At 71.0% G+C, this 25,122-nt stretch carries 17 protein-coding genes, 6 tRNA genes and 1 riboswitch; of the genes, 11 read left to right on the top strand and 12 right to left on the bottom strand.

The annotated features are described in order from the left end of the window. Positions 1–66: 66 nt before the first annotated feature. From ACZ5NW_RS13125 to ACZ5NW_RS13090, 8 genes are all read right to left on the bottom strand, one after another. On the bottom strand, positions 67–258 hold the full coding sequence (locus ACZ5NW_RS13125; RefSeq protein WP_468743909.1) for a DUF6274 family protein: 192 nt from the start codon (positions 256–258) through the stop codon (positions 67–69). Positions 259–553: 295 nt separating this feature from the next. Then, positions 554–628 (bottom strand) — tRNA-Asp (locus tag ACZ5NW_RS13120). Between the two features lie 95 nt (positions 629–723). Next, complete coding sequence (hrpA, locus tag ACZ5NW_RS13115; RefSeq protein ID WP_468743908.1) at positions 724–4,701, bottom strand: ATP-dependent RNA helicase HrpA; 3,978 nt, start codon at positions 4,699–4,701, stop codon at positions 724–726. A 77-nt stretch (positions 4,702–4,778) separates the two neighbouring features. Further along, positions 4,779–5,084 carry a hypothetical protein gene (locus ACZ5NW_RS13110; protein ID WP_468743907.1) on the bottom strand — a complete coding sequence of 102 codons (306 nt, stop codon included), beginning with the start codon at positions 5,082–5,084 and terminating at the stop codon, positions 4,779–4,781. 76 nt (positions 5,085–5,160) lie between these two features. Then, positions 5,161–5,234: transfer RNA gene (locus tag ACZ5NW_RS13105), tRNA-Phe, on the bottom strand. Between the two features lie 24 nt (positions 5,235–5,258). Beyond that, positions 5,259–5,333, bottom strand: a tRNA-Asp gene (locus ACZ5NW_RS13100). Between the two features lie 37 nt (positions 5,334–5,370). Next, a tRNA-Glu gene (locus ACZ5NW_RS13095) sits at positions 5,371–5,443 on the bottom strand. Between the two features lie 79 nt (positions 5,444–5,522). Next, positions 5,523–7,124 (bottom strand): metallophosphoesterase family protein, encoded by a 1,602-nt coding sequence (locus ACZ5NW_RS13090; RefSeq protein ID WP_468743906.1) that lies wholly within the window; start codon positions 7,122–7,124, stop codon positions 5,523–5,525. A 105-nt stretch (positions 7,125–7,229) separates the two neighbouring features. Here ACZ5NW_RS13090 and ACZ5NW_RS13085 point away from each other — a divergent pair, with 105 nt between their 5' ends. From ACZ5NW_RS13085 to ACZ5NW_RS13055, 7 genes are all read left to right on the top strand, one after another. Next, on the top strand, positions 7,230–7,580 hold the full coding sequence (locus tag ACZ5NW_RS13085) for a metallopeptidase family protein (RefSeq protein ID WP_468744475.1): 351 nt from the start codon (positions 7,230–7,232) through the stop codon (positions 7,578–7,580). A gap of 87 nt (positions 7,581–7,667) precedes the next feature. Next, positions 7,668–8,213: a hypothetical protein gene (locus tag ACZ5NW_RS13080; protein ID WP_468743905.1), complete on the top strand. Its 546-nt coding sequence runs from the start codon at positions 7,668–7,670 to the stop codon at positions 8,211–8,213. Between the two features lie 261 nt (positions 8,214–8,474). Further along, positions 8,475–10,685: a DEAD/DEAH box helicase gene (locus ACZ5NW_RS13075; protein WP_468743904.1), complete on the top strand. Its 2,211-nt coding sequence runs from the start codon at positions 8,475–8,477 to the stop codon at positions 10,683–10,685. 232 nt (positions 10,686–10,917) lie between these two features. Next, positions 10,918–14,019 carry an FG-GAP repeat domain-containing protein gene (locus ACZ5NW_RS13070; protein ID WP_468743903.1) on the top strand — a complete coding sequence of 1,034 codons (3,102 nt, stop codon included), beginning with the start codon at positions 10,918–10,920 and terminating at the stop codon, positions 14,017–14,019. A 66-nt stretch (positions 14,020–14,085) separates the two neighbouring features. Then, on the top strand, positions 14,086–15,606 hold the full coding sequence (locus ACZ5NW_RS13065; RefSeq protein ID WP_468743902.1) for an amino acid permease: 1,521 nt from the start codon (positions 14,086–14,088) through the stop codon (positions 15,604–15,606). 97 nt (positions 15,607–15,703) lie between these two features. Next, a tRNA-Lys gene (locus ACZ5NW_RS13060) sits at positions 15,704–15,776 on the top strand. Positions 15,777–16,245: 469 nt separating this feature from the next. After that, positions 16,246–17,529: a peptidase gene (locus ACZ5NW_RS13055; protein WP_468743901.1), complete on the top strand. Its 1,284-nt coding sequence runs from the start codon at positions 16,246–16,248 to the stop codon at positions 17,527–17,529. A 96-nt stretch (positions 17,530–17,625) separates the two neighbouring features. Here the strand turns inward: ACZ5NW_RS13055 and ACZ5NW_RS13050 are convergent, their stop codons facing one another. Both ACZ5NW_RS13050 and ACZ5NW_RS13045 read right to left on the bottom strand, forming a co-directional pair. Further along, positions 17,626–18,267: a GTP cyclohydrolase II gene (locus ACZ5NW_RS13050; protein WP_468743900.1), complete on the bottom strand. Its 642-nt coding sequence runs from the start codon at positions 18,265–18,267 to the stop codon at positions 17,626–17,628. 149 nt (positions 18,268–18,416) lie between these two features. Next, entirely contained in the window at positions 18,417–18,935 is a 519-nt protein-coding gene (locus ACZ5NW_RS13045) for a MarR family winged helix-turn-helix transcriptional regulator (RefSeq protein ID WP_468743899.1), read from the bottom strand. 73 nt (positions 18,936–19,008) lie between these two features. On the opposite strand from ACZ5NW_RS13045, the gene ACZ5NW_RS13040 reads away from it, so the two are divergent. The 4 genes from ACZ5NW_RS13040 to ACZ5NW_RS13025 all read left to right on the top strand — a co-directional run bounded on the left by ACZ5NW_RS13040 (position 19,009) and on the right by ACZ5NW_RS13025 (position 22,851). Next, positions 19,009–20,139 (top strand): dihydrofolate reductase family protein, encoded by a 1,131-nt coding sequence (locus tag ACZ5NW_RS13040; RefSeq protein ID WP_468743898.1) that lies wholly within the window; start codon positions 19,009–19,011, stop codon positions 20,137–20,139. A gap of 112 nt (positions 20,140–20,251) precedes the next feature. Beyond that, a tRNA-Met gene (locus ACZ5NW_RS13035) sits at positions 20,252–20,325 on the top strand. 316 nt (positions 20,326–20,641) lie between these two features. Then, a riboswitch (cyclic di-AMP (ydaO/yuaA leader) is annotated at positions 20,642–20,801 on the top strand. Positions 20,802–20,808: 7 nt separating this feature from the next. Continuing rightward, positions 20,809–21,837 carry a M23 family metallopeptidase gene (locus ACZ5NW_RS13030; RefSeq protein ID WP_468743897.1) on the top strand — a complete coding sequence of 343 codons (1,029 nt, stop codon included), beginning with the start codon at positions 20,809–20,811 and terminating at the stop codon, positions 21,835–21,837. A gap of 69 nt (positions 21,838–21,906) precedes the next feature. Then, positions 21,907–22,851 carry an aldo/keto reductase gene (locus ACZ5NW_RS13025; protein WP_468743896.1) on the top strand — a complete coding sequence of 315 codons (945 nt, stop codon included), beginning with the start codon at positions 21,907–21,909 and terminating at the stop codon, positions 22,849–22,851. 28 nt (positions 22,852–22,879) lie between these two features. Here ACZ5NW_RS13025 and ACZ5NW_RS13020 read toward each other — a convergent pair whose 3' ends face one another. After that, a complete protein-coding gene (locus ACZ5NW_RS13020) occupies positions 22,880–24,202 on the bottom strand; it encodes a PrsW family intramembrane metalloprotease (RefSeq protein WP_468743895.1) in 1,323 nt (440 codons plus the stop codon). 63 nt (positions 24,203–24,265) lie between these two features. Beyond that, complete coding sequence (gene trmB / locus ACZ5NW_RS13015) at positions 24,266–25,093, bottom strand: tRNA (guanosine(46)-N7)-methyltransferase TrmB (RefSeq protein WP_468743894.1); 828 nt, start codon at positions 25,091–25,093, stop codon at positions 24,266–24,268. Positions 25,094–25,122: the final 29 nt, after the last annotated feature.

Raw genomic sequence — 25,122 nt, 5'->3', positions numbered from 1 at the left:
GGGTGCGCTAGTGGAGGCTCGGCCTCCACCGTCCCATGCTCCGGGGGGAGTTGGCGCCGGCGTCGGTCAGGCGGTCGAGGGACTTCCGCCCGGTGTGGTCTCCTCGACGTCCTGTGTACCCGCCGGCGGGCCGTCCATGGCCAGCCGCTGCAATTGCTGGCAGACCGCACAGCGTCGCGTCAGATGCCCGTACGCGGATGCGGCCGCCAGATGGGCCCGCAACAGCGCCCGAGTCGCATGCCTCCCCGATCCCGCCATACCCCACCTCCCCTGCCCTCTGACGTACCGAGCGGACAGTCTCCCGTCAACCCGCCTACCCGAAGCCGCGGGGGCACACGCGAAGGGGTACGCCCACCCCACCGAAGCCGTCGGGCATGCAAAAGAGCCCGGATCCGAAGATCCGGGCTCCTTCTTACTGCGGTCCTGACGGGATTTGCTGTGTCTGATTGCGGCTGCGCCGCGGGCGCGGCCTCCACCTTGACAGGGTGGCGAGCTGGGTGGGGGCGGGTACGCCGAAGGCCGCGCCTCTGGTGAGACGCGGCCTTCGTTACTGCGGTCCTGACGGGATTTGAACCCGCGGCCTCCACCTTGACAGGGTGGCGAGCACTCCAAACTGCTCCACAGGACCAGGTTTCGCGGCGCTTTTTCTTGCGTTGCGCTGCGAGAAGAGACTGTACAGGAGGTGAGCCCGCCTGGTCGAACTCACCCTCCGTACTCGTTCCGTCACGGCGCCGCCGCGTCGATCGCCTTCACGATCCGCTTGTCGGAGATGGGGTACGCCGTGCCCAGCGCATGGGCGAAATAGCTGACCCGGAGCTCCTCGATCATCCAGCGGATGTCCAGGACGGAGGACGGCACGGGCCGCCCCTTAGGCATCTGCTCCAGCAGCCACGCGTACTCGTCCTGCATCTCATGGACCTTCTCCATGCGCGTGGTGTCCCGCTGCACGTTCGTCGCCATCTGCTGCAGCCGCCGGTCCGCCGCGATCAGGTACCGCATCAGGTCCGGCAGCCGCCGCAGCCCCGCCTCCGTGACGAACCCGGGCTTCACCAGGGCGTCCAGCTGCTTGCGTACGTCCTGGAGGTTCGCCAGCAGCGCGGGGCTGCGTACGCCCTTCAGACGGCGCTCACAGGCCTGCCAGGCGGCCAGCACCTGCTGCACCTGCCCGACCGTCCGCACGGTCGCGTCGACGATCTCCGCCCGCACCTTGTCGTAGAGCTTGCGGTACGACTCCTCGTCCCACGCCGGCCCCCCGAAGTCGGCGATCAGCTTGTCCGCCGCCGCCATGGCGCAGTCGTCGAACAGCGCCTGCATCGACCCGTGCGGATTCGCCGACAGCGCCAGCTTCTGCGCGTTCGTCAGCTTCTCGGACGCGAACTTCGCGGGGTTCACCGGGATGTTGCGCAGAATGAGGCGCCGCGTTCCCTTCCACATCGCCTCGGCCTGCTCCGCCTCCGTGTCGAAGAGGCGCACGGAGACCGTGTCGCCGTCGTCGACCAGCGCCGGATACGCCTTCACCGGCTGCCCGGCGCGGCGCGTCTCGAACACGCGGGTGAGCGTGCCGATCGTCCAGTCGGTGAGGCCCTTGCGCTCCAGCGACGGGCCGCCCTCCCGGGACGCGGTCGCCGCGGCGGCCTGCGACAGCGCCTGCCGGGCCTTCGGCTTCAGCCGCAGCTTCAGCGCTTCGAGGTCCTTGTCCTCCGCCAGCTTCCGGCGCCGCTCGTCGACGATCCGGAAGGTGATCCTGAGGTGGTCCGGCACCTTCGCCCAGTCGAAGTCCTCCGCCTCGAAGGGCACCCCGACCATCCGCTTCAGCTCGCGCGCCATGGTGACGGTGAGCGGCTCCTGGAGGGGCACGGCGGTGTCCAGGAAGCGGCGCGCGTAGTTCGGCGCCGGCACGTAGTTGCGGCGGATCGGCTTCGGCAGGGAGCGGATCAGCTCGGTCACGAGCTCTTCCCGCAGACCCGGGATCTGCCAGTCGAAGCCCTCGTCCGTGACCTGGTTGAGCACCTGGAGCGGGATGTGGACGGTCACCCCGTCCGCGTCCGCGCCTGGCTCGAACTGGTACGTCACCCGGAACTTGAGGTTGCCCTGGCGCCAGTTGTCGGGATAGTCGGCCTTGGTGACCGCCTCCGCCGACTCCCGGATGAGCATCGCCCGCTCGAAGTCGAGGAAGTCGGGCTGCTCCTGCCGCTTCCGCTTCCACCAGGAGTCGAAGTGGGCGCCGGAGACGACGTGTTCGGGCACCCGCTGGTCGTAGAAGTCGAAGAGCGTCTCGTCGTCGACGACGATGTCCCGGCGCCGGGCGCGGTGTTCGAGTTCCTCGACCTCGCTCAGCAGCTTGCGGTTGTCGGCGAAGAACTTGTGGTGCGTGCGCCAGTCGCCCTCGACGAGCGCGTTGCGGATGAACAGTTCGCGGCTGACCTCCGCGTCGATCCGGCCGTAGTTCACCTTGCGCTGCGCGACGATCGGCACGCCGTACAGCGTGACCTTCTCGTACGCCATCACGGCCGCCTGGTCCTTCTCCCAGTGCGGCTCGCTGTACGTCCGCTTCAGCAGATGCCCGGCGAGCGGCTCGACCCACTCCGGCTCGATCTTCGCGTTGACCCGCGCCCACAGGCGGGAGGTCTCCACGAGCTCGGCGGACATCACGAACCGCGGCGGCTTCTTGAAGAGCGCCGAGCCGGGGAAGATCGCGAACTTGGCGTTGCGGGCGCCGAGGTACTCGTTGCGCCCGCCCTCCTTGCGCTGGCCGGGACCGGAGTCCTTGGACTCCTTCACGTCCTTCATGCCGATGTGCGAGAGCAGACCGGAGAGCAGGGAGACGTGGATGCGGTCGGCGTCGGCGTCCTGCTCGTTGAGGTGGATGCCCATCTGCTTGGCGACCGTGCGCAGCTGGGTGTAGATGTCCTGCCACTCGCGGATGCGCAGGAAGTTCAGGTACTCCTGCTTGCACATCCGTCGGAAGGAGCTGGATCCGCGCTCCTTCTGCTGCTCGCGGACGTACCGCCACAGATTGAGGAAGGCGAGGAAGTCGCTGGTCTCGTCGCGGAAGCGGGCGTGCTGCTGGTCGGCCTGGGTCTGCTTGTCGGCCGGGCGCTCGCGCGGGTCCTGGATGGAGAGCGCGGCGGCTATGACCATGACCTCGCGGGCACAGCCGTTCCGGTCGGCCTCCAGGACCATACGGGCCAGGCGCGGGTCGACGGGCAGCTGGGCGAGCTTGCGGCCGGTCTGCGTGAGCCGCTTGCGCGGGTCCTTCTGCTCCGGGTCGAGCGCGCCGAGCTCCTGGAGCAGCTGGACGCCGTCGCGGATGTTGCGGTGGTCCGGCGGGTCGATGAAGGGGAACTTCTCGATGTCGCCGAGGCCGGCGGCGGTCATCTGGAGGATGACGGAGGCCAGGTTCGTACGGAGGATCTCGGCGTCGGTGAACTCGGGCCGGGTGAGGAAGTCGTCCTCGGAGTAGAGCCGGATGCAGATACCGTCGCTCGTACGACCGCAACGGCCCTTGCGCTGGTTGGCGCTGGCCTGCGAGATCGGTTCGATCGGCAGCCGCTGGACCTTGGTGCGGTGGCTGTAGCGGCTGATACGGGCGAAGCCGGGGTCGATGACGTACTTGATGCCCGGGACGGTGAGGGAGGTCTCGGCGACGTTGGTCGCCAGAACGATCCTGCGCCCGGTGTGCGGCTGGAAGACGCGGTGCTGCTCGGCGTGGGAGAGCCGGGCGTAGAGCGGCAGGACCTCGGTGAAGCGGTAGTTCTTCTTCACGAGCGCGTCGGCCGTGTCGCGGATCTCCCGCTCGCCGGAGAGGAAGACGAGGATGTCGCCCGATCCCTCGGCCTGGAGCTCCTCGACGGCATCGCAGATCGCGGTGATCTGGTCGCGGTCGGCGTCGTCGGAGTCCTCCTCCAGGAGGGGCCGGTAGCGCACCTCCACCGGGTACGTCCGCCCGCTGACCTCGATGATCGGGGCGTCGCCGAAGTGCCGGGAGAACCGCTCGGGATCGATGGTGGCCGAGGTGATGACGACCTTGAGGTCGGGCCGCCGGGGCAGCAGCTGCGCCAGATACCCGAGCAGGAAGTCGATGTTGAGGGACCGCTCGTGGGCCTCGTCGATGATGATCGTGTCGTAGGCGCGCAGCTCGCGGTCGGTCTGGATCTCGGCGAGCAGGATGCCGTCGGTCATCAGCTTGACGAAGGTGGCGTCCGGGTCGACCTGGTCGGTGAACCGCACCTTCCAGCCGACGGCCTCCCCGAGCGGCGTGCGCAGCTCCTCGGCGACGCGCTCGGCGACGGTGCGGGCGGCGATACGGCGGGGCTGCGTGTGCCCGATCATCCCGCGCACGCCCCGGCCCAGCTCCATGCAGATCTTGGGGATCTGGGTGGTCTTTCCGGAGCCGGTCTCACCTGCCACGATGACGACCTGATGATCACGGATGGCGGCCGCGATGTCGTCCTTCTTCTGGCTGACGGGCAGCTGCTCGGGATAGGTCACCGCGGGCACGAGGGCGCGCCGCTCGCTCATCCGCGCTTCGGCCTTGGCGACCTCCGCCTCGATCTCGGCGAGTACGGCGGCGCGGGCCTCCGGTGTGCGGATCTTGCGCGCGCCTTCGAGCCTGCGCCCGAGCCGGTGCGCGTCGCGCAGGGACAGCTCGGCCAGGCGGGGGGCGAGGGCGCCGAGGGCGGGGGCGGGATGCGTAGACATACGCGATCCAGGATCTCATCCCGCCGAATTTCCGCGCGAACGCTTTTGCCTCCGGCGGTGGGGCCGGGGGTGTACGGCTACGGCGTGCGCTGGGCGGGAGGAGCAGCGGGGGCGGTGTCCGGGGCCGGCGCGGTCTCGCTCGGCCGGGCGCTGTCCCGCAGGGCGATGGACTTGGCGGTGTTGGAGACGGCCTTGATGCCGAGGTAGGCGGTGGTGGTGCTGCTCACGGCGGTGAAGGCGGCGGTGAGCACCCCCACGATCACGGACTTGTCGCCGTCGAGCTGCCAGACCCCGAAGAGCGCGACCGCGGCGATGGCCGCATTGCCGCCCAGCACCGCGGCCAGCCCGTACCGAGCCCGTGCCTTCTCCAACGCGTCACTCATCGCCGCCCCCTGTGTCCTCGGATGAGACCCGTGTAACACAAAACCCCCGCCGATGCTCTCGACGGGGGTTTCCTTGTGGCTGGGGCCGGGGTCGAACCGGCGACCTTCCGCTTTTCAGGCGGACGCTCGTACCAACTGAGCTACCCAGCCACGAGGTTTCACGTGAAACCTCAGCGGTCCTGACGGGATTTGAACCCGCGGCCTCCACCTTGACAGGGTGGCGAGCACTCCAAACTGCTCCACAGGACCAAGCTGTGCGTGCAACAGTGTCGCACACGATCTTGCGTGCCCCCAACGGGATTCGAACCCGTGCTACCGCCTTGAAAGGGCGGCGTCCTAGGCCGCTAGACGATGAGGGCTATCGGCCCGCCTGGGCGCTTCTCAGCGCGTCGGGGACGTGAGAAGCATATGGGATGGCGGGAGGTATCGCCAAAACGATTACGGGGCGGTGGTGGACGGGGCCGGGGCGGGGGACAGCGGCGGGGCCGGGGAGCCCGTCGGCGGTGGGGCCGGGGAGCCCGTGAGGGGTGGGGTCGGGGAGGGGGTGGCGCCGGGCTGGTTCTCCTTCGGAAGGTGGCGGCTGACCTCGGCCGTCGTCAGGCCCAGACCCCCGAGCCGGATCTCGTCCCAGGCCTGGAGGCGCCGGGTGTCGCGGTCGATGTAGAGGATCGACGCCTGGATCGGGTCCGGGTACTCGCCCTCCACCGCCCGCAGCCCGCTGCCGCCGGTCGACCCCTCCACCCGCAGCCGGGTGCCCTTCTTCATGACCTCCATCTCCTCGTGGTGGAGGTGACCGGCGAGCACCAGCGGCACCTCACCGTCCACTCCCCGGGCCGCGCTCGGTTCATGGGCGATCGCCACGTCCACGGGAGTGCCGGCCGCCCGCTGCTCCCGCAGCGCCTGCGCCAGCCGCATCCCCGCCAGCTCCTCCGCCGCTCCGCCGCCCGGCGCGGTCGAGCGGTCCGGGGTGAACTGCGGGTCGCCGATCCCCGCGAAGCGGATCCCGGCGACCGTCACCGCCCGGCCGTCGTCCAGGACGCGCACGTTCTTGATCCCCTGCAGATAGCGCTGGGTGACCGTCGAGTCGTGGTTGCCGCGCACCCAGACGTAGGGCGCGCCCAGGTCCGCGATCGGGTCCAGGAAGCCGTTCTCCGCCGCGGTGCCGTGGTCCATCGTGTCGCCGGAGTCGACGATCACGTTCACCTGGTACTGCTCCACCAGCGAGGCGATGATCTTCCAGCTCGCCGGGTTGAGGTGGATGTCGGACACGTGCAGCACCCGGACCGTGGTGGGGTCCGGCTGGTAGGCCGGGAGCGTGGACGTGACGTCGTAGAGCTTGGTCACGTTCGTCACCAGGCGCGCCAGTTCCTTCTGGTAGACGTCGAACTCCGTGACGATGCTGCGCGCGTTGCCGACGAGGGAGGGCGCGGAGGAGAGCAGGCCCGAGAACCTCGGCTCCAGGACCGACTTGGGGTTCCAGGTGGCGTACGCCGTCGCGCCCGAGGCGGCGAGCAGGGCGAGGGCGAGGCCGCCGGCGGCCAGGGCGCGGCGCGGGCGACGGTAGACCGCGAGGCCGAGGGCGGTGGCGCCGGAGACGACGGCCACGCAGGAGCGCAGCGCCAGGTCGCGCGTGCCGTGCTCGACATCACGCGCGACCTCGTCCTGGAGGCCGGAGAGGCGTTCGGGGTGATCGACCAGGGCCTGGGAGCGGGCCGGGTCGAGCTGGTCGACGTTCACGTCCAGGCGGACGGGGGCGACATGGCTGTCCAGTTCCAGCGCGCCCAGCGGCGAGACATTGATCTTCGTGCCGCCGCCGAAGGAGGGACGCAGGGTCATCGTCGTGTTCATCGGGCCGACCTGGGCGCGCACGTTCCCCACGACCAGCAGACCGAGCCAGGCGCCGACCAGGACGACGACGACCAGGCCCAGGGCGCGGCGCCACGGGTGGGCCGGCGGGGCGAGTTCGAGGATCGGGGGCCGGTGCTTCGGAGACGTCGGGGGCCGATTCGGGAAGAGCCTGGGGGCGCGGACGCGGACCATTGGTCCCGTATGCCCAGGTGCGTACGTCGATATGCCGTGCCTTCACGGCCGTCGTACGCCGGTTCGCGCCCTTCGTACGGTGGGGTCGTGCCCGACAATGGGCCTGTGCTGGAGATGACGCGCGAGGAGTTCGAGGGACTGGTCGCCGAGGCGCTGGACCGGATCCCGCCGGAATTGACGCGGCTGATGGACAACGTCGCGGTGTTCGTCGAGGACGAGCCGCCCGCCGACGATCCCGAGCTGCTCGGGCTGTACGAGGGGACTCCGCTGACGGATCGCGGGGAGTGGTACGCCGGTGTGCTGCCCGACCGGATCACCATCTACCGGGGGCCCACGCTGCGGATGTGCGAGACGCGGGAGGAGGTCGTCGAGGAGACCGAGGTGACCGTGGTGCACGAGATCGCCCATCACTTCGGCATCGACGACGCCCGCCTGCACGCGCTCGGGTACGGATAGCCGGCGCGCGAGCCCCGGCGCGTGTCCTCTTGCGGGCGGCGGGAGTTGGGCACGGCGACTCCCGCACCCCAATCGGAGGTGGCTCCCGTGCGCCCCTTGTACGTACCCGCCCGCCTGGCCGCCACTGTGCTGGCCGTCGCCGCGGCCGCCGGCTGCATGAGCGTGGGGGACGGGGACGGCGGCCAGGCCAAGCCGTCGCACTCGGCCGGGCGGCCCGGCGGCGAGGCGCCCGACGGGGGCCAGGCGGGATCGGGCGGGTACGGGCCCGGCGCGGCGGGCTGGGACGGCCGGCACGGGCACGGCAAGGGTGAGGACGGCAAGGGCGCGTCGGCGTCGCCCTCGGCCTCTCAGGCGGCGGGCGCGAGCGCGGGGCCGTCGGCGGGGGCGAAGTCCGGCAAGGGCGGCGACCAGGGCACGGGCGGCAAGGGCGGGGATCCGGCGGGGCCCCAGCCGAGCGGCGAGCCGCCGACGCCGGCCGGTCCGGAACCGACCCATGAGCAGCCGTCACCGGAACCACCCGCGTCCCCGTCCCCGGAGCCGAGCACGGCGGAACCGTCGTCCTCGGCACACGAGGACCCCCAGCCCCAACTCCTCGACCGCGAACCGGCACCGGAGGCGGGGTCGCCGGCGTGAGCGGTGATCGCCAGGGGGAGTGGCACCGGCCCCCAAATGAGGCTGTTCCCCACCCACCCCCGAGCACTCGATTTGCCTTGAGGCGGTCAGGGTGCGTATGGTGGTAGATCGTTTGATCCCATTTGCCCGGCGCCACTGCAGAGCGCGCCGTGTGGCGCGTACTCTCCCTTGCCGTGGCGGACCGCATTGAGGCGGTCGGATGCGAATCACGGAGTTGACGGGCGCGTGCCGACGAGAGACTCCGGAAGGTTTCGCATTCGCATGTCCATTTCCAGTACTGATCACTCCGTCGTGCCCGAGATCGCCGAGGCCCTTGAGGCCGCGGAGGTCGTCGCGGAGGTCGTCGAGACGGTGGAGGAGACCCCCGAGGTCACCTTCGCCGACCTCGGTCTCCCCGAGGGCGTCGTGCGCAAGCTCGCGCAGAACGGCGTGACGGTCCCCTTCCCGATCCAGGCCGCGACCATCCCGGACGCCCTGGCCGGCAAGGACATCCTCGGCCGTGGCCGCACCGGCTCCGGCAAGACCCTCTCCTTCGGCCTGCCGACCCTGGCCCAGCTGGCCGGCGGCCGCACCGAGAAGAAGCGCCCGCGCGCCGTCATCCTGACCCCGACCCGCGAGCTCGCGATGCAGGTCGCGGACGCGCTCCAGCCGTACGGCGACGTCGTCGGCCTGAAGATGAAGGTCGTCTGCGGCGGCACGTCGATGGGCAACCAGATCTACGCCCTGGAGCGCGGCGTCGACATCCTCGTCGCCACCCCGGGCCGTCTGCGCGACATCATCAACCGCGGCGCCTGCTCCCTGGAGGACGTGCAGATCACCGTTCTCGACGAGGCCGACCAGATGTCGGACCTGGGCTTCCTGCCCGAGGTCACCGAGCTGCTCGACCAGGTCCCGGCGGGCGGCCAGCGCATGCTGTTCTCCGCGACGATGGAGAACGAGATCCAGACCCTCGTCGACCGCTACCTGAACAACCCCGTCTCCCACGAGGTGGACGCGGCCCAGGGCGCCGTCACGACGATGTCCCACCACATCCTCATCGTGAAGCCCAAGGACAAGGCGCCGGTCACCGCCGCGATCGCCTCCCGCAAGGGCCGCACGATCATCTTCGTCCGCACCCAGCTGGGCGCCGACCGCGTCGCCGAGCAGCTGCGCGACGCCGGCGTGAAGGCGGACGCGCTGCACGGCGGCATGACCCAGGGCGCGCGTACCCGCACGCTGGCCGACTTCAAGGACGGTTACGTCAACGTCCTCGTCGCGACGGACGTCGCCGCGCGCGGCATCCACGTCGACGGCATCGACCTCGTCCTGAACGTGGACCCGGCCGGCGACCACAAGGACTACCTGCACCGCGCCGGCCGCACGGCCCGCGCCGGCCGCACCGGCACGGTCGTCTCGCTCTCCCTCCCGCACCAGCGGCGCCAGATCTTCCGCCTGATGGAGGACGCGGGCGTCGACGCCGCGCGCCACATCATCCAGGGCGCGGGCGCCTTCGACCCGGAGGTCGCCGAGATCACCGGCGCCCGTTCGATGACGGAGGTCCAGGCCGAGTCCGCCGGGAACGCCGCCCAGCAGGCCGAGCGTGAGGTCGCCCACCTCACCAAGCAGCTGGAGCGCGCCCAGCGCCGCGCCGCCGAACTCCGTGACGAGGCCGACCGGCTGGTCGCGCGGGTCGCCCGCGAGCGCGGCGAGGACCCGGAGGCCGCGGTGGCCCAGGCCCAGGCCCAGGCCGAGGCCGTGGTCGAGGCGGCGACCGCGGAGGTCTCCGTCCCCGAGCAGCCGATCGCGCGGGAGACCGAGCGCCCGGAGCGCGAGGAGCGTACGGCGCCGTCGTCGTACGAGCGTCGTGAGCGTTCCTTCGACCGTGACCGCCGCGACAACGACCGTGGTGGCCGTGGCGGTTTCGAGCGCCGCGACAACGACCGTGGTGGCTTCCGCCGCGACGACCGCCGCGACAACGACCGTGGTGGCCGGGGCGGTTTCGAGCGCCGTGACGACCGTGGTGGCTTCCGCCGCGACGACCGTCGTGACGACCGCCGCCCGTTCGACCGCGACCGCCGTGACGACCGCGGTGGCCGGGGTGGCTTCGAGCGCCGTGACGACCGTGGCGGTTTCGAGCGCCGGGACGACCGTGGTGGCTTCCGCCGCGACGACCGTCGTGACGACCGCGGTGGCCGGGGTGGCTTCGAGCGCCGCGACGACCGTGGCGGTTTCGAGCGCCGGGACCACGACCGTGGCGGCCAGGGTGCCCGTGGCGGTTTCGAGCGGCGTGACGAGCGCGGTGGCTTCCGCCGCGACGACCGCGCCGGTCACCGGGGCAGCGACCGTCCGTTCAACCGCGACCGCCGCGACGACCGCCCGGGCTTCCGCTCGGCCGGTCACGACCGCCCGTACGGCCGCCGTGACGACCACCGCGGCAGCAACGGCTCCTCCTTCCGCCGCGACGACAAGCCGCGCTGGAAGCGCAACGGCTGACGCGCGCCCGACGGACTGACTGACGGCTGAGCGCCGTGACCCCTTGATCGGGGGCCACGGCGCTCAGCCGTTTCCGTAGAGGCCGAGACAGGGAGCGAGAAGGGGAAACCCCTTACTCCGGGCCTGTGTTCGGGCGATACGATCGGCTCACTTCTGAGGCGGATGCGACGGCCGGGGGGCCATGGCACCAGGAAGCGGTGCACGTCCCGCCTCTGTTCCAGGGAGGGTCTACTTGCCCCGTCTTGCCCATGCACGCCTGCGCCTCATCGCCGCCTCGGCGGTCCTCGCGGCCGGCCTGAGCCCATTGCTGCCGACGTCGAACGCGGCCGCGGACCCGGCACAGGAGACGGTGGTTCCGGCGGCTCTGGAAGGCAACTATCAGGGGGCCTGGCTGGTGTGGGGGGTCGACCCCTACGCGCAGGGCGGGGCCGGAAGCGAGGGCGTCTTCCTCGACCTGGACGCTTCCGGGTCGGTCTGGATGCGGTACTCGGACGGCACGTCCACCAAAGTCGTCAGGCCGACCGGGTACGACAGGCGGAGCGTGACCGGCAGTGACACTCTTGCCTATTACTACGATGCCTCCGGCAGCGACCCCGGCCGGGTCGAGCTGCGGAACGCCGCCGACGGCACCACCCGTACCCTCCAGGCCCCGTGGGACAGCTTCATCCAGACCGCGTACGACGACTTGGCGGTCACGGACGCCTGGGTGGGGGACGACACCACGGACAAGTGGGAGAAGCACCTGCTGCTCCCGAATGACGACGGCACCACCCGTGACGTACCGATCACCGGCATCCCTGAGGGCACGACGCTGGACATCCCACTGGGCGGCAACGCGTCCGCGCTGTTCTTCGAGGCGACGAAGGACGGACAGCACCTGACCGTTCAGGTCGACCGTCGGACCGGACAGGTAATCGGCTGGACCCCACCGCGCGCCGAGAAGTACTTCTACGCGAAGGTGACCGAGGACCACCTGGTCCTCTACAACCTCCGCCAGCACGTCGTCCTGGCGTACGACACGGCCGACCTGTCCGCCGGGCCCGTCGAAGTCCATCCGGGCAGTGGATCCTTCTCCACGGACGGGGGGAACTTCGCCGTCGTGGGCGACTGGATCCTGAACCAGCCCACCGGCACGGGACCAGTGATCGCCAAGCCTCTCGCGGGTGGGGCCGGCGTCACTCTGCTGACCTGGTCGGCGCATGGCGTGGCCAACGGCCCCCGAGGCACCGCCGTCGTCATCGGCCGCACCTCCGACACCGCTGACGACTGGGGCGTCCAGCGCATCCAGCCCGGCCCCGACGGCACTCCGGTCGTCACCCAGGTGAAGACGCTGCCCAAGCCGCCGCTCAAGATCCAGGGTGTGTCGCTGGACCATGGCCAGCTGGTGGTCACCGACCAGGTGGGCCCGGTCGCGGGCGGGGGCATGCGGACCCCGCACCAGCGAACGGTCGCCCCGACCGGCACGCCGGCCTTCGGCCCGGCCTCCGCCTTCCTGATCGGGGGCATGGTCGGGAACTGCGCAGTCGATGACGTCGCCTGCTCCCAGATCTGGGGCGCCGCCGACGGGGAGCTCGTCTGGCTGGAGCACGACACAGCGACGAACAGCGACCGGCTCAGTAGCGCCGGGGCCGCCTACCCGCTCAGGGAACGGACCGTGCCCGCGGGCGGGCGGATCACCGATGTCTCCGGCCGCTATGTGATTCATACGACCGCGACCCAGCAGTCCGTCTACCGCATCGCCAGCACCAGCGCCCCGACCGTCACCCGCACCCCCGGCCCCGCCGCCCTCTCCGGTGACACCCTCTGGACGCTCGGCACGACCCCGGGCAGTGTCACCGCGTACGACCTGAGCGCGAAGAAGACCACCGAGACCCTCACCACCGACGCCGGCTGCACCCCCACCGACCTTCAGGCGCTGGGCCGTTGGCTCTACTGGACCTGTGACGGGCGCGCCGGCGTCTACGACCGTACGGCGGGCGCCTCCGTGCCCGTGCCGGTAGGCGAGGCGCAGCTGGGCGACGGGTTCGTGGTCACGCACGACAAGCAGGCCGGGAAGCTCACGCTGACGACGGTCACGGGCGGCACGTCCGCGAGCCGGGTCATCGGAGATCTGCCCGATACCGGCGTCTCGCAGCGCGGCGTGCGCTGGACGGTGGACGAGGCCGGGGCGAACGCGGCCTACGTCGACGACCAGGAGCGGGTGCACCTGGTGCCGTCCGGCGTTCCGCAGGAGCCGCTGCGGCTGCTGGAGCCCGCGCAGAGCACGGCTCAGCGAACCGCCGGCGACTTCCTTCTCACGTCCGTGCTCCTGTCGAAGCCGGCAGCGAGCTGGACGCTGGACGTCCTCAGCAGGACGACGGGCAAGCGCGTCGGCGGCACGGACGGCGGTGCCGCGCGGGGTGCGTTGAACGTCATCTGGAGCGGCCGCGACGCGTCGGGGAACCTTCTCCCCAACGGCTCGTACGACTGGACGCTGACGGTCACGCCGGCGGACGGCGTCGGTGCCCCCCTCCAAGTGCCGGGCACCGTACGGATGGTGAGCAGCGCCGCCGTCCCCCACGACTACGTGGGTCCCGGCTCGAAGCCGGACGGTGTCGGTGACATGCTGACCATGCCCTCCACCGGCGTCCTGACCTACCAGCAGGGCACCGGCCAGGGCACGTTCTCCGGCCAGGTCAGCGGGACCGGCTGGCCGAGCGGCATCAAGGCGGTGCCGATCGGCGATCTGACCGGCGACCGGTGCAACGACGTCCTGGTGCGGCTGAGCAGCGGCGCGCTGCGGCGGTACAGCACGGGCTGCGGTGGCGCGGTGCGGCCCTCGTCCCCGTACATCACGCTGAGTACGAGCGGCTTCACCCAGTTCGACGTCCTGACCTCGCCCGGTGATGTGACCAGGGACGGCCGCCCGGACCTGATCGTCCGCAACCCTTCCACCGGCAAGGTCTATCTGTACAAGGGCACCAGCGCGGGCGAGCTGGCCGCTCCCGTGAAGCTCTACGACAACTGGAAGTCCTACAAGAAGATCATCGGCGTCGGTGACCTCAACGGTGACGGCATCGGGGATCTCCTCGCGCAGGACACCTCCAACAACCTCTACCGGTACATCGGCCGGGGCGACGGCACCTTCTCCGCCCGAGTGAAGCTCTTCTCCGGCTGGGGCGGGACGTACAACGCCGTGGTCGGCGCCGGGGACATCACCGGTGACGGCAAGGCCGACCTCGTCGCCCGGGACACCGGCGGCAACCTGTACCGGCAGAACGGCACGGGCACCGGCACCTTCGGCCCGCGCGTCAAGATCGGCGCCGGGTGGCAGAACTACAAAGGTCTTTTCTGACCCAAGAGCCCTTTCCGGCCACCCTGTGATGCATGTCACGCCCCCGGCGAGGGAATCGCTGGGGGCATGACAAACGACGCCAGAGAGGCCGGGCTGTCGGACGAGGAACGGCTGGCCCAGCTCGGCTACACACAGACCCTTGCCCGCCGCATGTCGGCGTTCTCCAACTACGCGGTCTCCTTCACGATCATCTCGGTGCTCTCCGGCTGCCTGACGCTGTACGCGTTCGGCATGAACACCGGCGGCCCCGCCGTCATCACCTGGGGCTGGGTGGCCGTAGGACTGATGACCCTCTTCGTCGGGCTGTCCATGGCCGAGATCTGCTCGGCGTACCCGACCTCGGCCGGCCTGTACTTCTGGGCCCACCGGCTCGCCCCGCCCCGCTCCGCCGCGGCCTGGGCGTGGTTCACCGGCTGGTTCAACGTCCTCGGCCAGGTCGCCGTGACCGCCGGCATCGACTTCGGCGCCGCCTCCTTCCTCGGCGCCTACCTCAACCTCCAGTTCGACTTCCGGGTCACCGAGGGCCGCACGGTCCTCCTCTTCGCCGCGATCCTGCTGCTCCACGGCCTGCTGAACACCTTCGGCGTCCGCATCGTCGCCCTCCTCAACAGCGTGAGCGTGTGGTGGCACGTGCTCGGCGTCGGCGTCATCGTCGGCGCGCTCGCCTTCGTCCCCGACAGCCATCAGTCGACGTCCTTCGTCTTCGGGGAGTTCGTCAACAACACCGGATGGGGCAGCGGCTTCTACGTCGTCCTGCTCGGCCTGCTCATGGCCCAGTACACCTTCACCGGCTACGACGCCTCCGCCCACATGACCGAGGAGACCCACGACGCCTCGACCGCCGGACCCAAGGGCATCGTCCGCTCGATCTGGACCTCCTGGATAGCCGGCTTCGTCCTCCTCCTCGGCTTCACCTACGCCATCCAGTCCTACGACGGCGCCCTCTCCTCGCCCACCGGCGCGCCACCCGCCCAGATCCTCCTCGACGCGCTCGGCGCGACCGCCGGCAAACTGCTGCTGCTCGTCGTCATCGGCGCCCAGCTCTTCTGCGGCATGGCCTCGGTGACCGCCAACAGCCGCATGATCTACGCCTTCTCGCGCGACGGCGCCCTGCCCTTCTCCCACGTCTGGCACACCGTCAGCCCCCGTACCCGCACCCCCGTCGCGGCGGTCTGGCTGGCCGCGGCCGGCGCCCTCGCCCTCGGCCTGCCGTACCTGATCAACTACACCGCCTACGCCGCCGTCACCTCGATCGCCGTGATCGGCCTGTACGTCGCCTACGTCATCCCGACCCTGCTGCGCCTGCGCAAGGGCGACGCCTTCGAACACGGGCCCTGGCATCTGGGCCGCTGGTCGCGGGTGATCGGCCTCGTGTCGGTCGGCTGGGTCGGCGTGATCACCGTGCTGTTCATGCTGCCGCAGGTCTCCCCGGTCACCTGGGAGACCTTCAACTACGCCCCCGTCGCCGTCCTCGCCGTCCTCGGCTTCGCGGCGGCCTGGTGGCTGGCGTCGGCCCGGTACTGGTTCCTCAACCCCGACCACGAACGCACCCGCGCCCGCGAGGCGTCCCGGGCGCCCGCACCCTGAGCTTTGCGCCACCTGCGCACATCACCCCGGCCGTGTCCCCGATACCCGATCGGAGACACGGCCCGCTCCGGCTATGCTCGGGGAGGCAACATCACTCGGGCCGTTAGCTCAATTGGCAGAGCAGTGGACTTTTAATCCATTGGTTGTGGGTTCGAGTCCCACACGGCCTACCGGTGGCAGGCGGGGCATATGGCCCCTGACCTGCCAGGAAGCGCCTCGCCCGGCTCCGGCTGGTCGGGGCGCTTCGGCGTCGTCGGGCGCATGCGCCAGCCACGGCCCCGGCGGCTCGGGCGGTGTGCTGTGTTTCGGCCAGGGGCGCTTCCGGCGCGGGCCGTTGCCCCGGCGCGGAAGATGACAACGCTCACAGAAAACTCCCAAGAAGCGAGAGCAACTGCGTTGTTTGCCCGTTTCCGTGGGGCCCGGAATGGGTGATTCCGTGCCTTTCGGGGGGTGGCGGGATATAACCGGTGCCTGTTGCACGCATCATGGTAATACGATCACCCAGTCGGCGGCGGTGACGCGCCACTCGTCGGCCAAGGCGCGTGAGATCACGGGGTTCTGACGCAGCGACAGATGTCGCGGCCGCACCCGCGATCCATCGCATCCATTCCTGTTCTTCCGCGCCAGAAAAGGGAATTCGTGAAGATTCGTCGCACTCTCGCGACAGCTGTCGCCCTCGCTGTCACCACCCCTGTCGTGATGCTCGCCGCCAGTCCCGCCTTCGCCGACACCACCTCCACGTCCGCGTCGTCCTCGACGCCGTCCATCGAGGAACTGGAGAAGGCGGTCGCCGCCGCGAAGAAGACGTACGACGACGCCGTCGCCGCCGAGGCCACCGCCCGCCAGGTCCTTGAGACGGAGCTCTCGGACACCGCGCCGCTCGCCGTCGCCGCCGCCGAGGCGAAGAAGCAGGCCGAGGCCGCCGCCACGGCGAAGACCGCCGCCGACGACGCGGTCGTCGTCGCGCAGGCCGCCGTCGACGCCGTGATGGCGGACCCGAACGCCACGGACGACGAGCGGGTCGCCGCCCTCAGGGCCACCGTCGAGGCGAAGAAGCAGGCCGAGGCCGCCGCCGCGGCGAAGGCCGCCGCCGACACCAAGTACGCCGACGCCGACAAGGCCCGCGACGACGCGCGGGTCGACGCGGCCCGGAAGTACGACGCCGTGAAGAAGGCCCTGAAGGCCGCCGAGGCCGCCCTCAAGGCCGCCGAGAAGGCCCTCGCCGACGCCAAGGCGGACGCCGGGACCGACGAGCCGTGCGTGGCCGAGCCCGGCCTCGGCGTCTCGGTCTCCGGCCTGCCGGGCAAGATCGCCGCGGGCACCAGGGTCGCCTTCGCGATGCGGCTGACCAACAACACCAAGCGGACCCTGGACGAGGTCTACCCGTACGTGTCGGTGCACGCCACCGACACGACCGGCATGAAGGACCTCGACCACCTGCTGAAGCTGCAGTGGTCCACCGCCGCGTCCCCGGCGTGGAAGAACCTCGACCGGGACGGCTACGCGGACGCGATCAGCCCGCTGAAGGCCGGCGCCCACGCCGACGTCAAGCTGCGGCTGACCGTGAACGCCGCGGCACCGGTCGGTCAGGGCGTCGCGCTCACCGCGGGCGACTACCTCAACGACGACGGCAGCTGCGGCGGCACGCCGGACCTCAGCGCCTACGAGTTCGAGCTCGTCGCCGCCGGCACCAAGGGCGGCGGCACGGCGAAGCCCGGTACGGCGCCGCGCACGTCGGGCAGCAAGCCGCAGGGCGGCACCTCCACGGCGCCGGTGTCCACCACGACCACCTCGACGGGCACGCTCGCCCGGACGGGTTCGTCCTCCGCCCTGCCGCAGCTCGCCCTCGCGGGCGGCATCGCCGTGGCACTCGGCGCGGGTGCGGTGGTCGTCACGCGTCGCCGCGCGTCACGCTCCGACTAATGTGAGAACCCGACATGCGACAGTGCCCTGACCAGGGTTCGGAATCCTGGTCGGGGCACTGCCGTGTTCCGGCCGCGGTGGGCCCGAGAAGCCGCCTCAGCCCGCGCTCAGCTCCGTCAGCTCGCCCAGCGGCAGTGTGTGGCTGGTCTGCAGGACCTTCGCGCGCAGGTAGCGGACGTTGTGCGGGGTGGTGAAGACGCCGGTCGGGACGCGGTCGCGCACGTCGATGCCCAGGTCCCGCAACTGGCCCGCCTTGTCGGGGTTGTTGGAGAGCAGGTCCAGTTCCTCGATGCCGAGGGCGCGCAGCATCTGGGCGGCGGCGGTGTAGTCGCGGCCGTCCTCGGGGAGGCCGAGGGCGGCGTTCGCCTCGTAGGTGTCGAGGCCCTGGTCCTGGAGGGCGTAGGCGTCCAGCTTGTTGTAGAGGCCGATGCCGCGGCCCTCCTGGCGCAGGTAGAGCAGGACGCCGCCGGTCTGCGCGATCCGCTCCACCGCCTCGCGCAGCTGCGGCCCGCAGTCGCAGCGGGCGGAGCCGAAGACGTCGCCGGTCAGGCACTCGGAGTGCAGCCGGACCAGCGGGGTGGTGCCCGGGGCGGGCTCGCCGAGGACGACGGCGACGTGTTCCTGGCCGTCGGCGAGGCCGTGGAAGGTGACCAGCTCGGCGTCGACGGAGTAGCCGTCGTGGAAGCGCAGCGGTACCCGGACGCGGGCGCGCTGGGTGGCGGCGGGGGTGTCGGGCATGCGGGTCTCCCGGGGCGAGGGCGGTCGGTACCGGCAGCTGCTTCAGATTTGAAGCAGTGCGCCGGGTGAGACCCTACCCATGCTTTAAAGTTGAAGCAACCGATTTGCGGCCCGGCCCGCCCTCTGTGGTCCGGATCACCGTGAGCCGCTCACTGCGAGCCCGAACACGGAGTGGACCGCCTCCGCCACGGCAGTTCCTCCGGCGCCGCCTCGCCCTCGCCCTGGAACCCGGCCACCACCTGCGTGAAGATCTCCTCCAGCTGCCGCACCTGCTCGGGCGTGAGCCGGTCGAAGAGGGCGGCGCGGACCGTCTCCACATGGCCGGGGGCCAGCCGCTCCAGGACCGCCATGCCCTCGTCCGTCAGGACCGCGACACTGCCGCGCTTGTCCCAGCGGCAGTCCTCGCGCCGCAGCAGCCCGTCCTTCTCCAGCCGGGTCACCGCGTACGTCAGCCGGCTGCGGGTGATCTTCAGCGACTCCGCGAGATCGGTCATCCGCAGCCGCCGCTCGGGCGTCTCGGAGAGATTCGCCAGGATGGAGTAGTAGAGATGGGGCATGCCGGCCTCCTGCTGGAGCTGCCGGTCGATCGCGTCGTCGAGCAGGAGGTAGCCGGCGACATACGCGCGCCAGGCGCGCTGCTCCTCGGGGGTGAGCCAGCGGGTCGTCATGCCTCCAGTGTAGGTTTGTTTCAAACTTGAACCAAGACCGTGTTCCGTCCACCGCCCGAGGGAAGCCGCGCCGATGCCGTACCCGTACGTCCTGCTGTCCGCCGCCGTCTCCCTCGACGGCTACCTCGACGACACCGGCCCCGACCGGCTGCTGCTGTCCAGCCCCGCCGACTTCGACCGCGTCGACGAGGTCCGCGCCTCCGTCGACGCCATTCTGATCGGCGCCGGCACGATCCGCGCCGACAACCCGCGCCTGCTGGTCAACTCCCCGGACCGCCGCGCCGCCCGCGTGGCCGAGGGCCGCCCGGAGTACCCGCTCAAGGTCACCGTCAGCGCCTCGGGCGACCTGGACCCGTCCGCCAACTTCTGGCACACGGGCGGCGACAAGCTCGTCTGTACGACGGACAAGGGCGCGGAGCGGCTGAGCCGGACGCCGGTCGCGGCGGACGTGGTCGCGCTGGGCCCGGAGGTGGGCTGGCGCCCCCTGCTGGAGCACCTGTACGAGGCCAGGGGTGTCCGCCGGCTCATGGTCGAGGGCGGCGGCACCGTCCACACCCAGCTCCTCCAGGAGGGCCTGGCGGACGAACTCCAGCTGGTCCTGGCCCCCCTCTTCGTCGGCACGCCGGACGCCCCCCGCCTCTTCGGCCCCGGCGCCTACCAGCCGGGCCGACTGCGCCTGGTGGAGACCCGCCGGATCGAGGACGTGGTCCTCATGCGCTACGAGCCGACCGCCCCCGGTCCCGGCCCGCTGGCCCACGCCGCCGACCACCACTGGCTGGCCGTGGCCTGCGAGCTGGCGGACCTGTGCCCGCCCTCCCCGACCGCGTTCAGCGTGGGCGCGGTGGTCGTCGCGGCGGACGGCACCGAACTGGCCCGCGGCCACTCCCGCGAGTCCGGCGACCCGGTGGTCCACGCCGAGGAGGCGGCCCTGGCCAAGATCGACCCCGCCGACCCCCGGCTGCCCACGGCGACGGTCTACAGCAGCCTGGAGCCCTGCGCCCACCGCGCCTCCCGCCCCGCACCGTGCGCCGAACTGATCCTGCGGGCGGGCGTACGCCGGGTGGTGACGGCCTGGCGCGAGCCGGACACGTTCGTCACGGCGGCCGATGGAAGCGGGCTGCTGGCGGCGCGGGGCGTCGAGGTGGTCGTCCTCCCGGAGCACGAGCCCACCGCGAAGAGGCCGAACGCGCACCTCCTGGGGTGACCGGCTCACCCCCGTCGTCCACCCCGCGCGCCCGCTGTCTCCCGGCGTGACCCGCGCCTCACCGAGCCGTTTCGCTTTCCGTCCCCCGCATGACGTATGCTGGTTTCACCGACGCGGGGTGGAGCAGCTCGGTAGCTCGCTGGGCTCATAACCCAGAGGTCGCAGGTTCAAATCCTGTCCCCGCTACTGAAGGCCGAGGGCCGGAATCCGAAAAGGGTTCCGGCCCTCGGTGTTTTCTCAGCGCGTGCCGTGACCGGCTCCTCCTCACGCATCGTGACCGTGCGACGCCCCTCCGCATAACATCTGAGTCACCATCAAAAACCGTGAGACTCCTGATGCGGCCTCGATGCCGGGTCAACTCGCCCGTTTTTCACCGGTCCTGGCATGAAAGTCCAGGCCAAAAATGTAGTTGATCAAGTCGAACAGCTTGGAAACCGGCCCCCAGGTCTATTAACGTTCGATAACGCAGCGCGGTCGTCCCAGCCGTCACAAGAGATGGCTCCGTGCGCACGCGCCGAATCCCGCAAGGGAACCGGGGAACCACCACCTTGGGGTGAATCACGCGGACACCGCCGTGCGACAACGGCCGGTTTACGCGCGTAGGAGACCTTCCCGCTCCGAACCCGTCAGCTAACCCGGTAGGCGACGGAAGGAAAGGAGTACGCCCGCGTGGCGTCCAACCGGCCTGCCCCAGAAGCCCCGCTCGCGCCGACTCCGCGGGTCACCGAGACCTTCGGCTACGGCAGCTATCGCACCGACGAGGGCCCCTGGGAGGAGTGGAACCCCACCGCGGACTCCCTTCGCCCCGTGCGTGGCCGGCACCGCGTCGCCAAGCAGCGCGGCGGACTCGCCCGCAGCTCCACGGTTCTCGGCGTCGGCGTCATCGCCGCCGTCGGCGCGGGCGGCATGGCCAGCGCCAACACCGGCAAGCCGCCGGTCTCCATCTCCCTTCCCGACCTGCCCTCCGTCGGCTCCCTCATCTCCGACGACGAGGAGCCCCAGGACAGCGCGCCGACCCTGAGCAGCTTCGCCGCCACCGCGGACGACAGCGCCGAGGGCTCCGCCGACGCCGGCGAGGCCCTGCGCAACCGGATCATGGCGCAGGCCGAGTCGCAGCAGACCCAGGTCGACACCAAGACCCTCGCCGCCGCCGACGCCGCCGCGGCCAAGGCGGAGGCCGACGCCGCCGCCCAGGCCAAGCAGCAGGCCGACGCCGCGGCCGCCGCCGCGAAGAAGCAGGCCGACGCGGAGGCCGCCAAGAAGGCCGAGGCCGAGCGCCTCGCCGCGCTGGCCAAGCAGTACACGCTGCCGACCTCGTCGTACACGATCACCTCGACCTTCGGCCAGGCCGGCTCGATGTGGTCCTCCGGCTACCACACCGGCCTCGACTTCGCCGCCCCCACCGGCACCCTGATCAAGGCCATCCACGGCGGCACGATCACCGAGGCGGGCTGGGCCGGCTCCTACGGCTACCGCACGATCCTCACCCTCGACGACGGCACCCAGCTGTGGTTCTGCCACCAGTCGTCGATCAGCGTGAGCGTCGGCCAGAAGGTCGGCACCGGTGACGTCATCGGCCGCGTGGGCGCGACCGGCAACGTGACCGGCCCGCACCTGCACCTGGAAGTCCACCCGGACGGCCAGTCCGACGGCATCGACCCGATGGCCTGGCTGCGTGGCAAGGGCCTCAACCCCTGAGCCACGCCCCGCTGTCGGAAGAGCGGAATAGCGGAATAGCGGCTCACGGTACGGCCGTTGCAGCTGAGCATGACTTCTCTGCGCAAGCTCGGCTCCTCGGACCTTGAGGTCTTCCCGCTCGCCCTCGGCGGCAACGTCTTCGGATGGACCGCCGACGAGGCGGCCTCCTTCGCCGTCCTCGACGCCTACGCGGCCGCCGGAGGCAACTTCGTCGACACCGCCGACTCCTACTCCGCGTGGGTCGACGGCAACAGCGGCGGCGAGTCCGAGACGATCATCGGCAACTGGGTGCGGGCCCGCGGCAACCGCGACGACATCATCATCGCCACCAAGGTCAGCCAGCACCCCGACTTCCCGGGCCTGTCCGCGGCCAACATCAAGGCGGCCGCCGAGGCGTCCCTGCGCCGCCTGGGCACCGACCGCATCGACCTGTACTACACCCACTTCGACAAGCCCGAGATCCCGGTCGAGGAGATCATCGGCGCGCTGGACGAGCTGGTGAGGGCGGGCAAGGTGCGCCACATAGCCGCCTCCAACATCACCCCCGAGCGGCTGCGGGCCTCCCTGGACTTCTCCGACCGGGAGGGCCTCGCCCGGTATGTGGCCCTCCAGCCCCATTACAACCTCGTCTCCCGCGACACCTACGAGGGCGCCCTGCAGGACCTCGCCGTCAGCGAGGGCCTGGCCGCGGTGCCGTACTACGCCCTGGCGTCGGGCTTCCTCACCGGCAAGTACCGCCCCGGTACGACGGTGGACAGCCCCCGGGCCCAGGGTGCGGGCAGGTATCTCGCATCGGACCGGGGTGTCCGTGTCCTGACCGTCCTGGACGAGATCTCCGCGGCGCACGAGGTCCCGGTGGCCACCGTCGCCCTGGCCTGGCTGGCGGCCCAGTCGAGCGTGGCGGCCCCGATCGCCTCGGCCCGCGTCCCCGACCAGCTCCCGGCCCTGCTGGGGGTGGCGGACCTGAACCTGACGAACGACGAACTGGACCGCCTGACGCGGGCATCGGCGTAAGCCTCCCGCCCGCTCGGTCCAGACCGGTTCACGTGCGATACGGGTTGTACGCGGGATACGGCGCCGCCGGCTGCCCGTACCGGTACCCGTAGCCATGCCACGGCACCACCGGCACCGGCATCGGCGCGACGATCCGCGCCGCGTAGTCGAGGGCCGGGCGGGCGACCTCGCGGCGCCGCCACAGCTCCTGCAACAACTCCCGTTCCCGTACGACGAAGTCCGCGCCGGCATTGCCCAGCCGCCCGCGGTGCCGCAGGAACGCCAGCGAGGTCGCGTACGCCTCGTACTCGGCGACGGCCCGCGCGGCCTGCTTCCCGTACTGCCGCTTGGCCTGCTCGCGGGCGAGTTTCCGGGCCCGCATCGAGCCGAGCGCGACCGGCTCGCCCGGGGTCAGCCATCCGGCGAGGGCGTAGGCGGGCAGCTCGTCGCGCACGGTCTGCAGCTCCCGCTGCCGCGTCCAGATGACCAGCCAGGTCAGGACCGCGAACAGGGGCACCATGAAAGCGCCGTAGACGGCGAAGAACCCGAGCCCGCCGAAGGTCGCGGAGCCGTTCCACAGGGCGTGCATGCCCATGGCGAGCAGCAGCCCGGCCGGCGGCAGCAGCATCCGCCGCGCCCGCTGCCGTTCCGCGGACAGCGCGGCGATGCCGAAGCCGATGCCGGTGAGCACGGTGAACAGGGGGTGCGCGAAGGGGGACATGATCACGCGCACGAAGAAGGTGGCGGCGGTGACGGACGCGATGCCGCTGTCGCCGGTGACCTGGTCGGTGCCGAAGGCGTTGCCGAGATAGAGGATGTTCTCGGTGAAGGCGAAGCCGGTGGCGGTGATGCCGGCGATCACCACGCCGTCGACGATCCCGGTGAAGTCCCGTCTGCGGAACAGGAAGACGAGGAGGATGGCGGCCGCCTTGGCGGACTCCTCCACGATGGGCGCGATGACGGTCGCACCGAGCGTGTCCGCGCTGGCCGGATCGGCGGTGGACGTGGCGATCCACTTGGTGGCGAAGCTGTTGGCGACGATCGCGATGAGCGCGGCCGCGCAGGCTCCCCAGGCGAAGGCGAACATCAGATTGCGCCAGGGCCCGGGCTCGACCCGGTCGAGCCAGCGGAAGGCGGCTATGAGCAGCGGTACGGGCAGGACGGCGAGCCCGAGCCCGACGAGGAAGCCCTGGGTGCCGGTCTGTTCCCGCACGAGGGCGAGAATGACCAGCCCGGATATCGCGAGCAGGGTGATGAGGGCGCCGTACCGCACCCATCGGCGCTGCCACCAGTGCGCGTGCCGAAGAGCACCGTCACCGGCGGGACCGCTGGGGGGTGTCGGGTACGACGGGTACGGGGGACTGATGGCCACGGCATCGACCCTAACGAGGGATGGCCGCGCCCGCGATGGTGCCGGGAGCGGGGCGGGGATCGGTCAGCGGTGCTGGACCCGACGGAAGAGCAGGTCGTGCACCACATGGCCCTTGTCCAGTCCCTGTCCCTCGAAGCGGGTCAGGGGCCGGAAGTCGGGCCGGGGCGCGAACCCGCCGTCGGCTTGGGTGTTGTCGAAGTCGGGGTGGGCGCTCAGCACGTCGAGCATCTGCTCGGCGTACGGCTCCCAGTCGGTCGCGCAGTGCAGGATCGCGCCGGGCCTGAGCCGGGACGCGGCGAGCGTGAGGAACTCCGGCTGGATCAGCCGCCGCTTGTGGTGCCGCTTCTTGGGCCAGGGGTCGGGGAAGTAGACGCGCAGCCCGTCGAGGGAGTCGGGGGCGAGCATCTCGCGGAGCAGGATGATCGCGTCGCCGTTGGCGACCCGGACGTTCCGGAGTCCGCCGCGGTCGGCGAGGCCCAGCAGATTGCCCTGGCCGGGGGTGTGGACGTCGACGGCGAGGATGTTGGTGTCGGGGTCGGCGGCGGCCATCCTCGCGGTGGCCTCGCCCATCCCGAAGCCGATCTCCAGCACGACGGGGCGGTCGTCGCCGAACAGTTCGGCGAGGTCGACGACCCGCTGCCCGTCGATGTCCAGCCCCCACTGGGGCCACAGCCGCTGCAGGGCGTCGGCCTGCCCGGCGGTCACCCGGCTGCGCCGCGGCTGGAAACTCCGGATCCGCCGCTCGAAGTGCGACCCGGCGGGATCGGCCTTGGGCCCGTCGGGAAACCGCGGCTCCCCCTTGGCCCGGGTGTGCCGCACGGACACACCGGGAAGATGCCGCGGGGCGGAGGCGGACCGGGGGGCTTCGGGGGAGTTCAACGAGTCAGACACAGTGGGATCGATTTTACGGGTGCCGTCCG

It is taken from the genome of Streptomyces sp. NPDC032126, assembly GCF_055580085.1.
This window is presented reverse-complemented; position numbering and strand designations above follow the sequence as displayed.

Excerpts from the sequence above, each read along its gene's own strand:
- ACZ5NW_RS13040 (WP_468743898.1), top strand. The coding sequence starts at position 19,009 with ATGCCGTACCCGTACGTCCTGCTGTCCGCCGCCGTCTCCCTCGACGGC.
- ACZ5NW_RS13050 (WP_468743900.1), bottom strand. The coding sequence starts at position 18,267 with ATGCCCGACACCCCCGCCGCCACCCAGCGCGCCCGCGTCCGGGTACCG.
- ACZ5NW_RS13110 (WP_468743907.1), bottom strand. The coding sequence starts at position 5,084 with ATGAGTGACGCGTTGGAGAAGGCACGGGCTCGGTACGGGCTGGCCGCG.
- ACZ5NW_RS13065 (WP_468743902.1), top strand. The coding sequence starts at position 14,086 with ATGACAAACGACGCCAGAGAGGCCGGGCTGTCGGACGAGGAACGGCTG.
- ACZ5NW_RS13075 (WP_468743904.1), top strand. The coding sequence starts at position 8,475 with ATGTCCATTTCCAGTACTGATCACTCCGTCGTGCCCGAGATCGCCGAG.
- hrpA (WP_468743908.1), bottom strand. The coding sequence starts at position 4,701 with ATGTCTACGCATCCCGCCCCCGCCCTCGGCGCCCTCGCCCCCCGCCTG.
- ACZ5NW_RS13125 (WP_468743909.1), bottom strand. The coding sequence starts at position 258 with ATGGCGGGATCGGGGAGGCATGCGACTCGGGCGCTGTTGCGGGCCCAT.
- ACZ5NW_RS13090 (WP_468743906.1), bottom strand. The coding sequence starts at position 7,124 with ATGGTCCGCGTCCGCGCCCCCAGGCTCTTCCCGAATCGGCCCCCGACG.
- ACZ5NW_RS13045 (WP_468743899.1), bottom strand. The coding sequence starts at position 18,935 with ATGACGACCCGCTGGCTCACCCCCGAGGAGCAGCGCGCCTGGCGCGCG.
- ACZ5NW_RS13025 (WP_468743896.1), top strand. The coding sequence starts at position 21,907 with ATGACTTCTCTGCGCAAGCTCGGCTCCTCGGACCTTGAGGTCTTCCCG.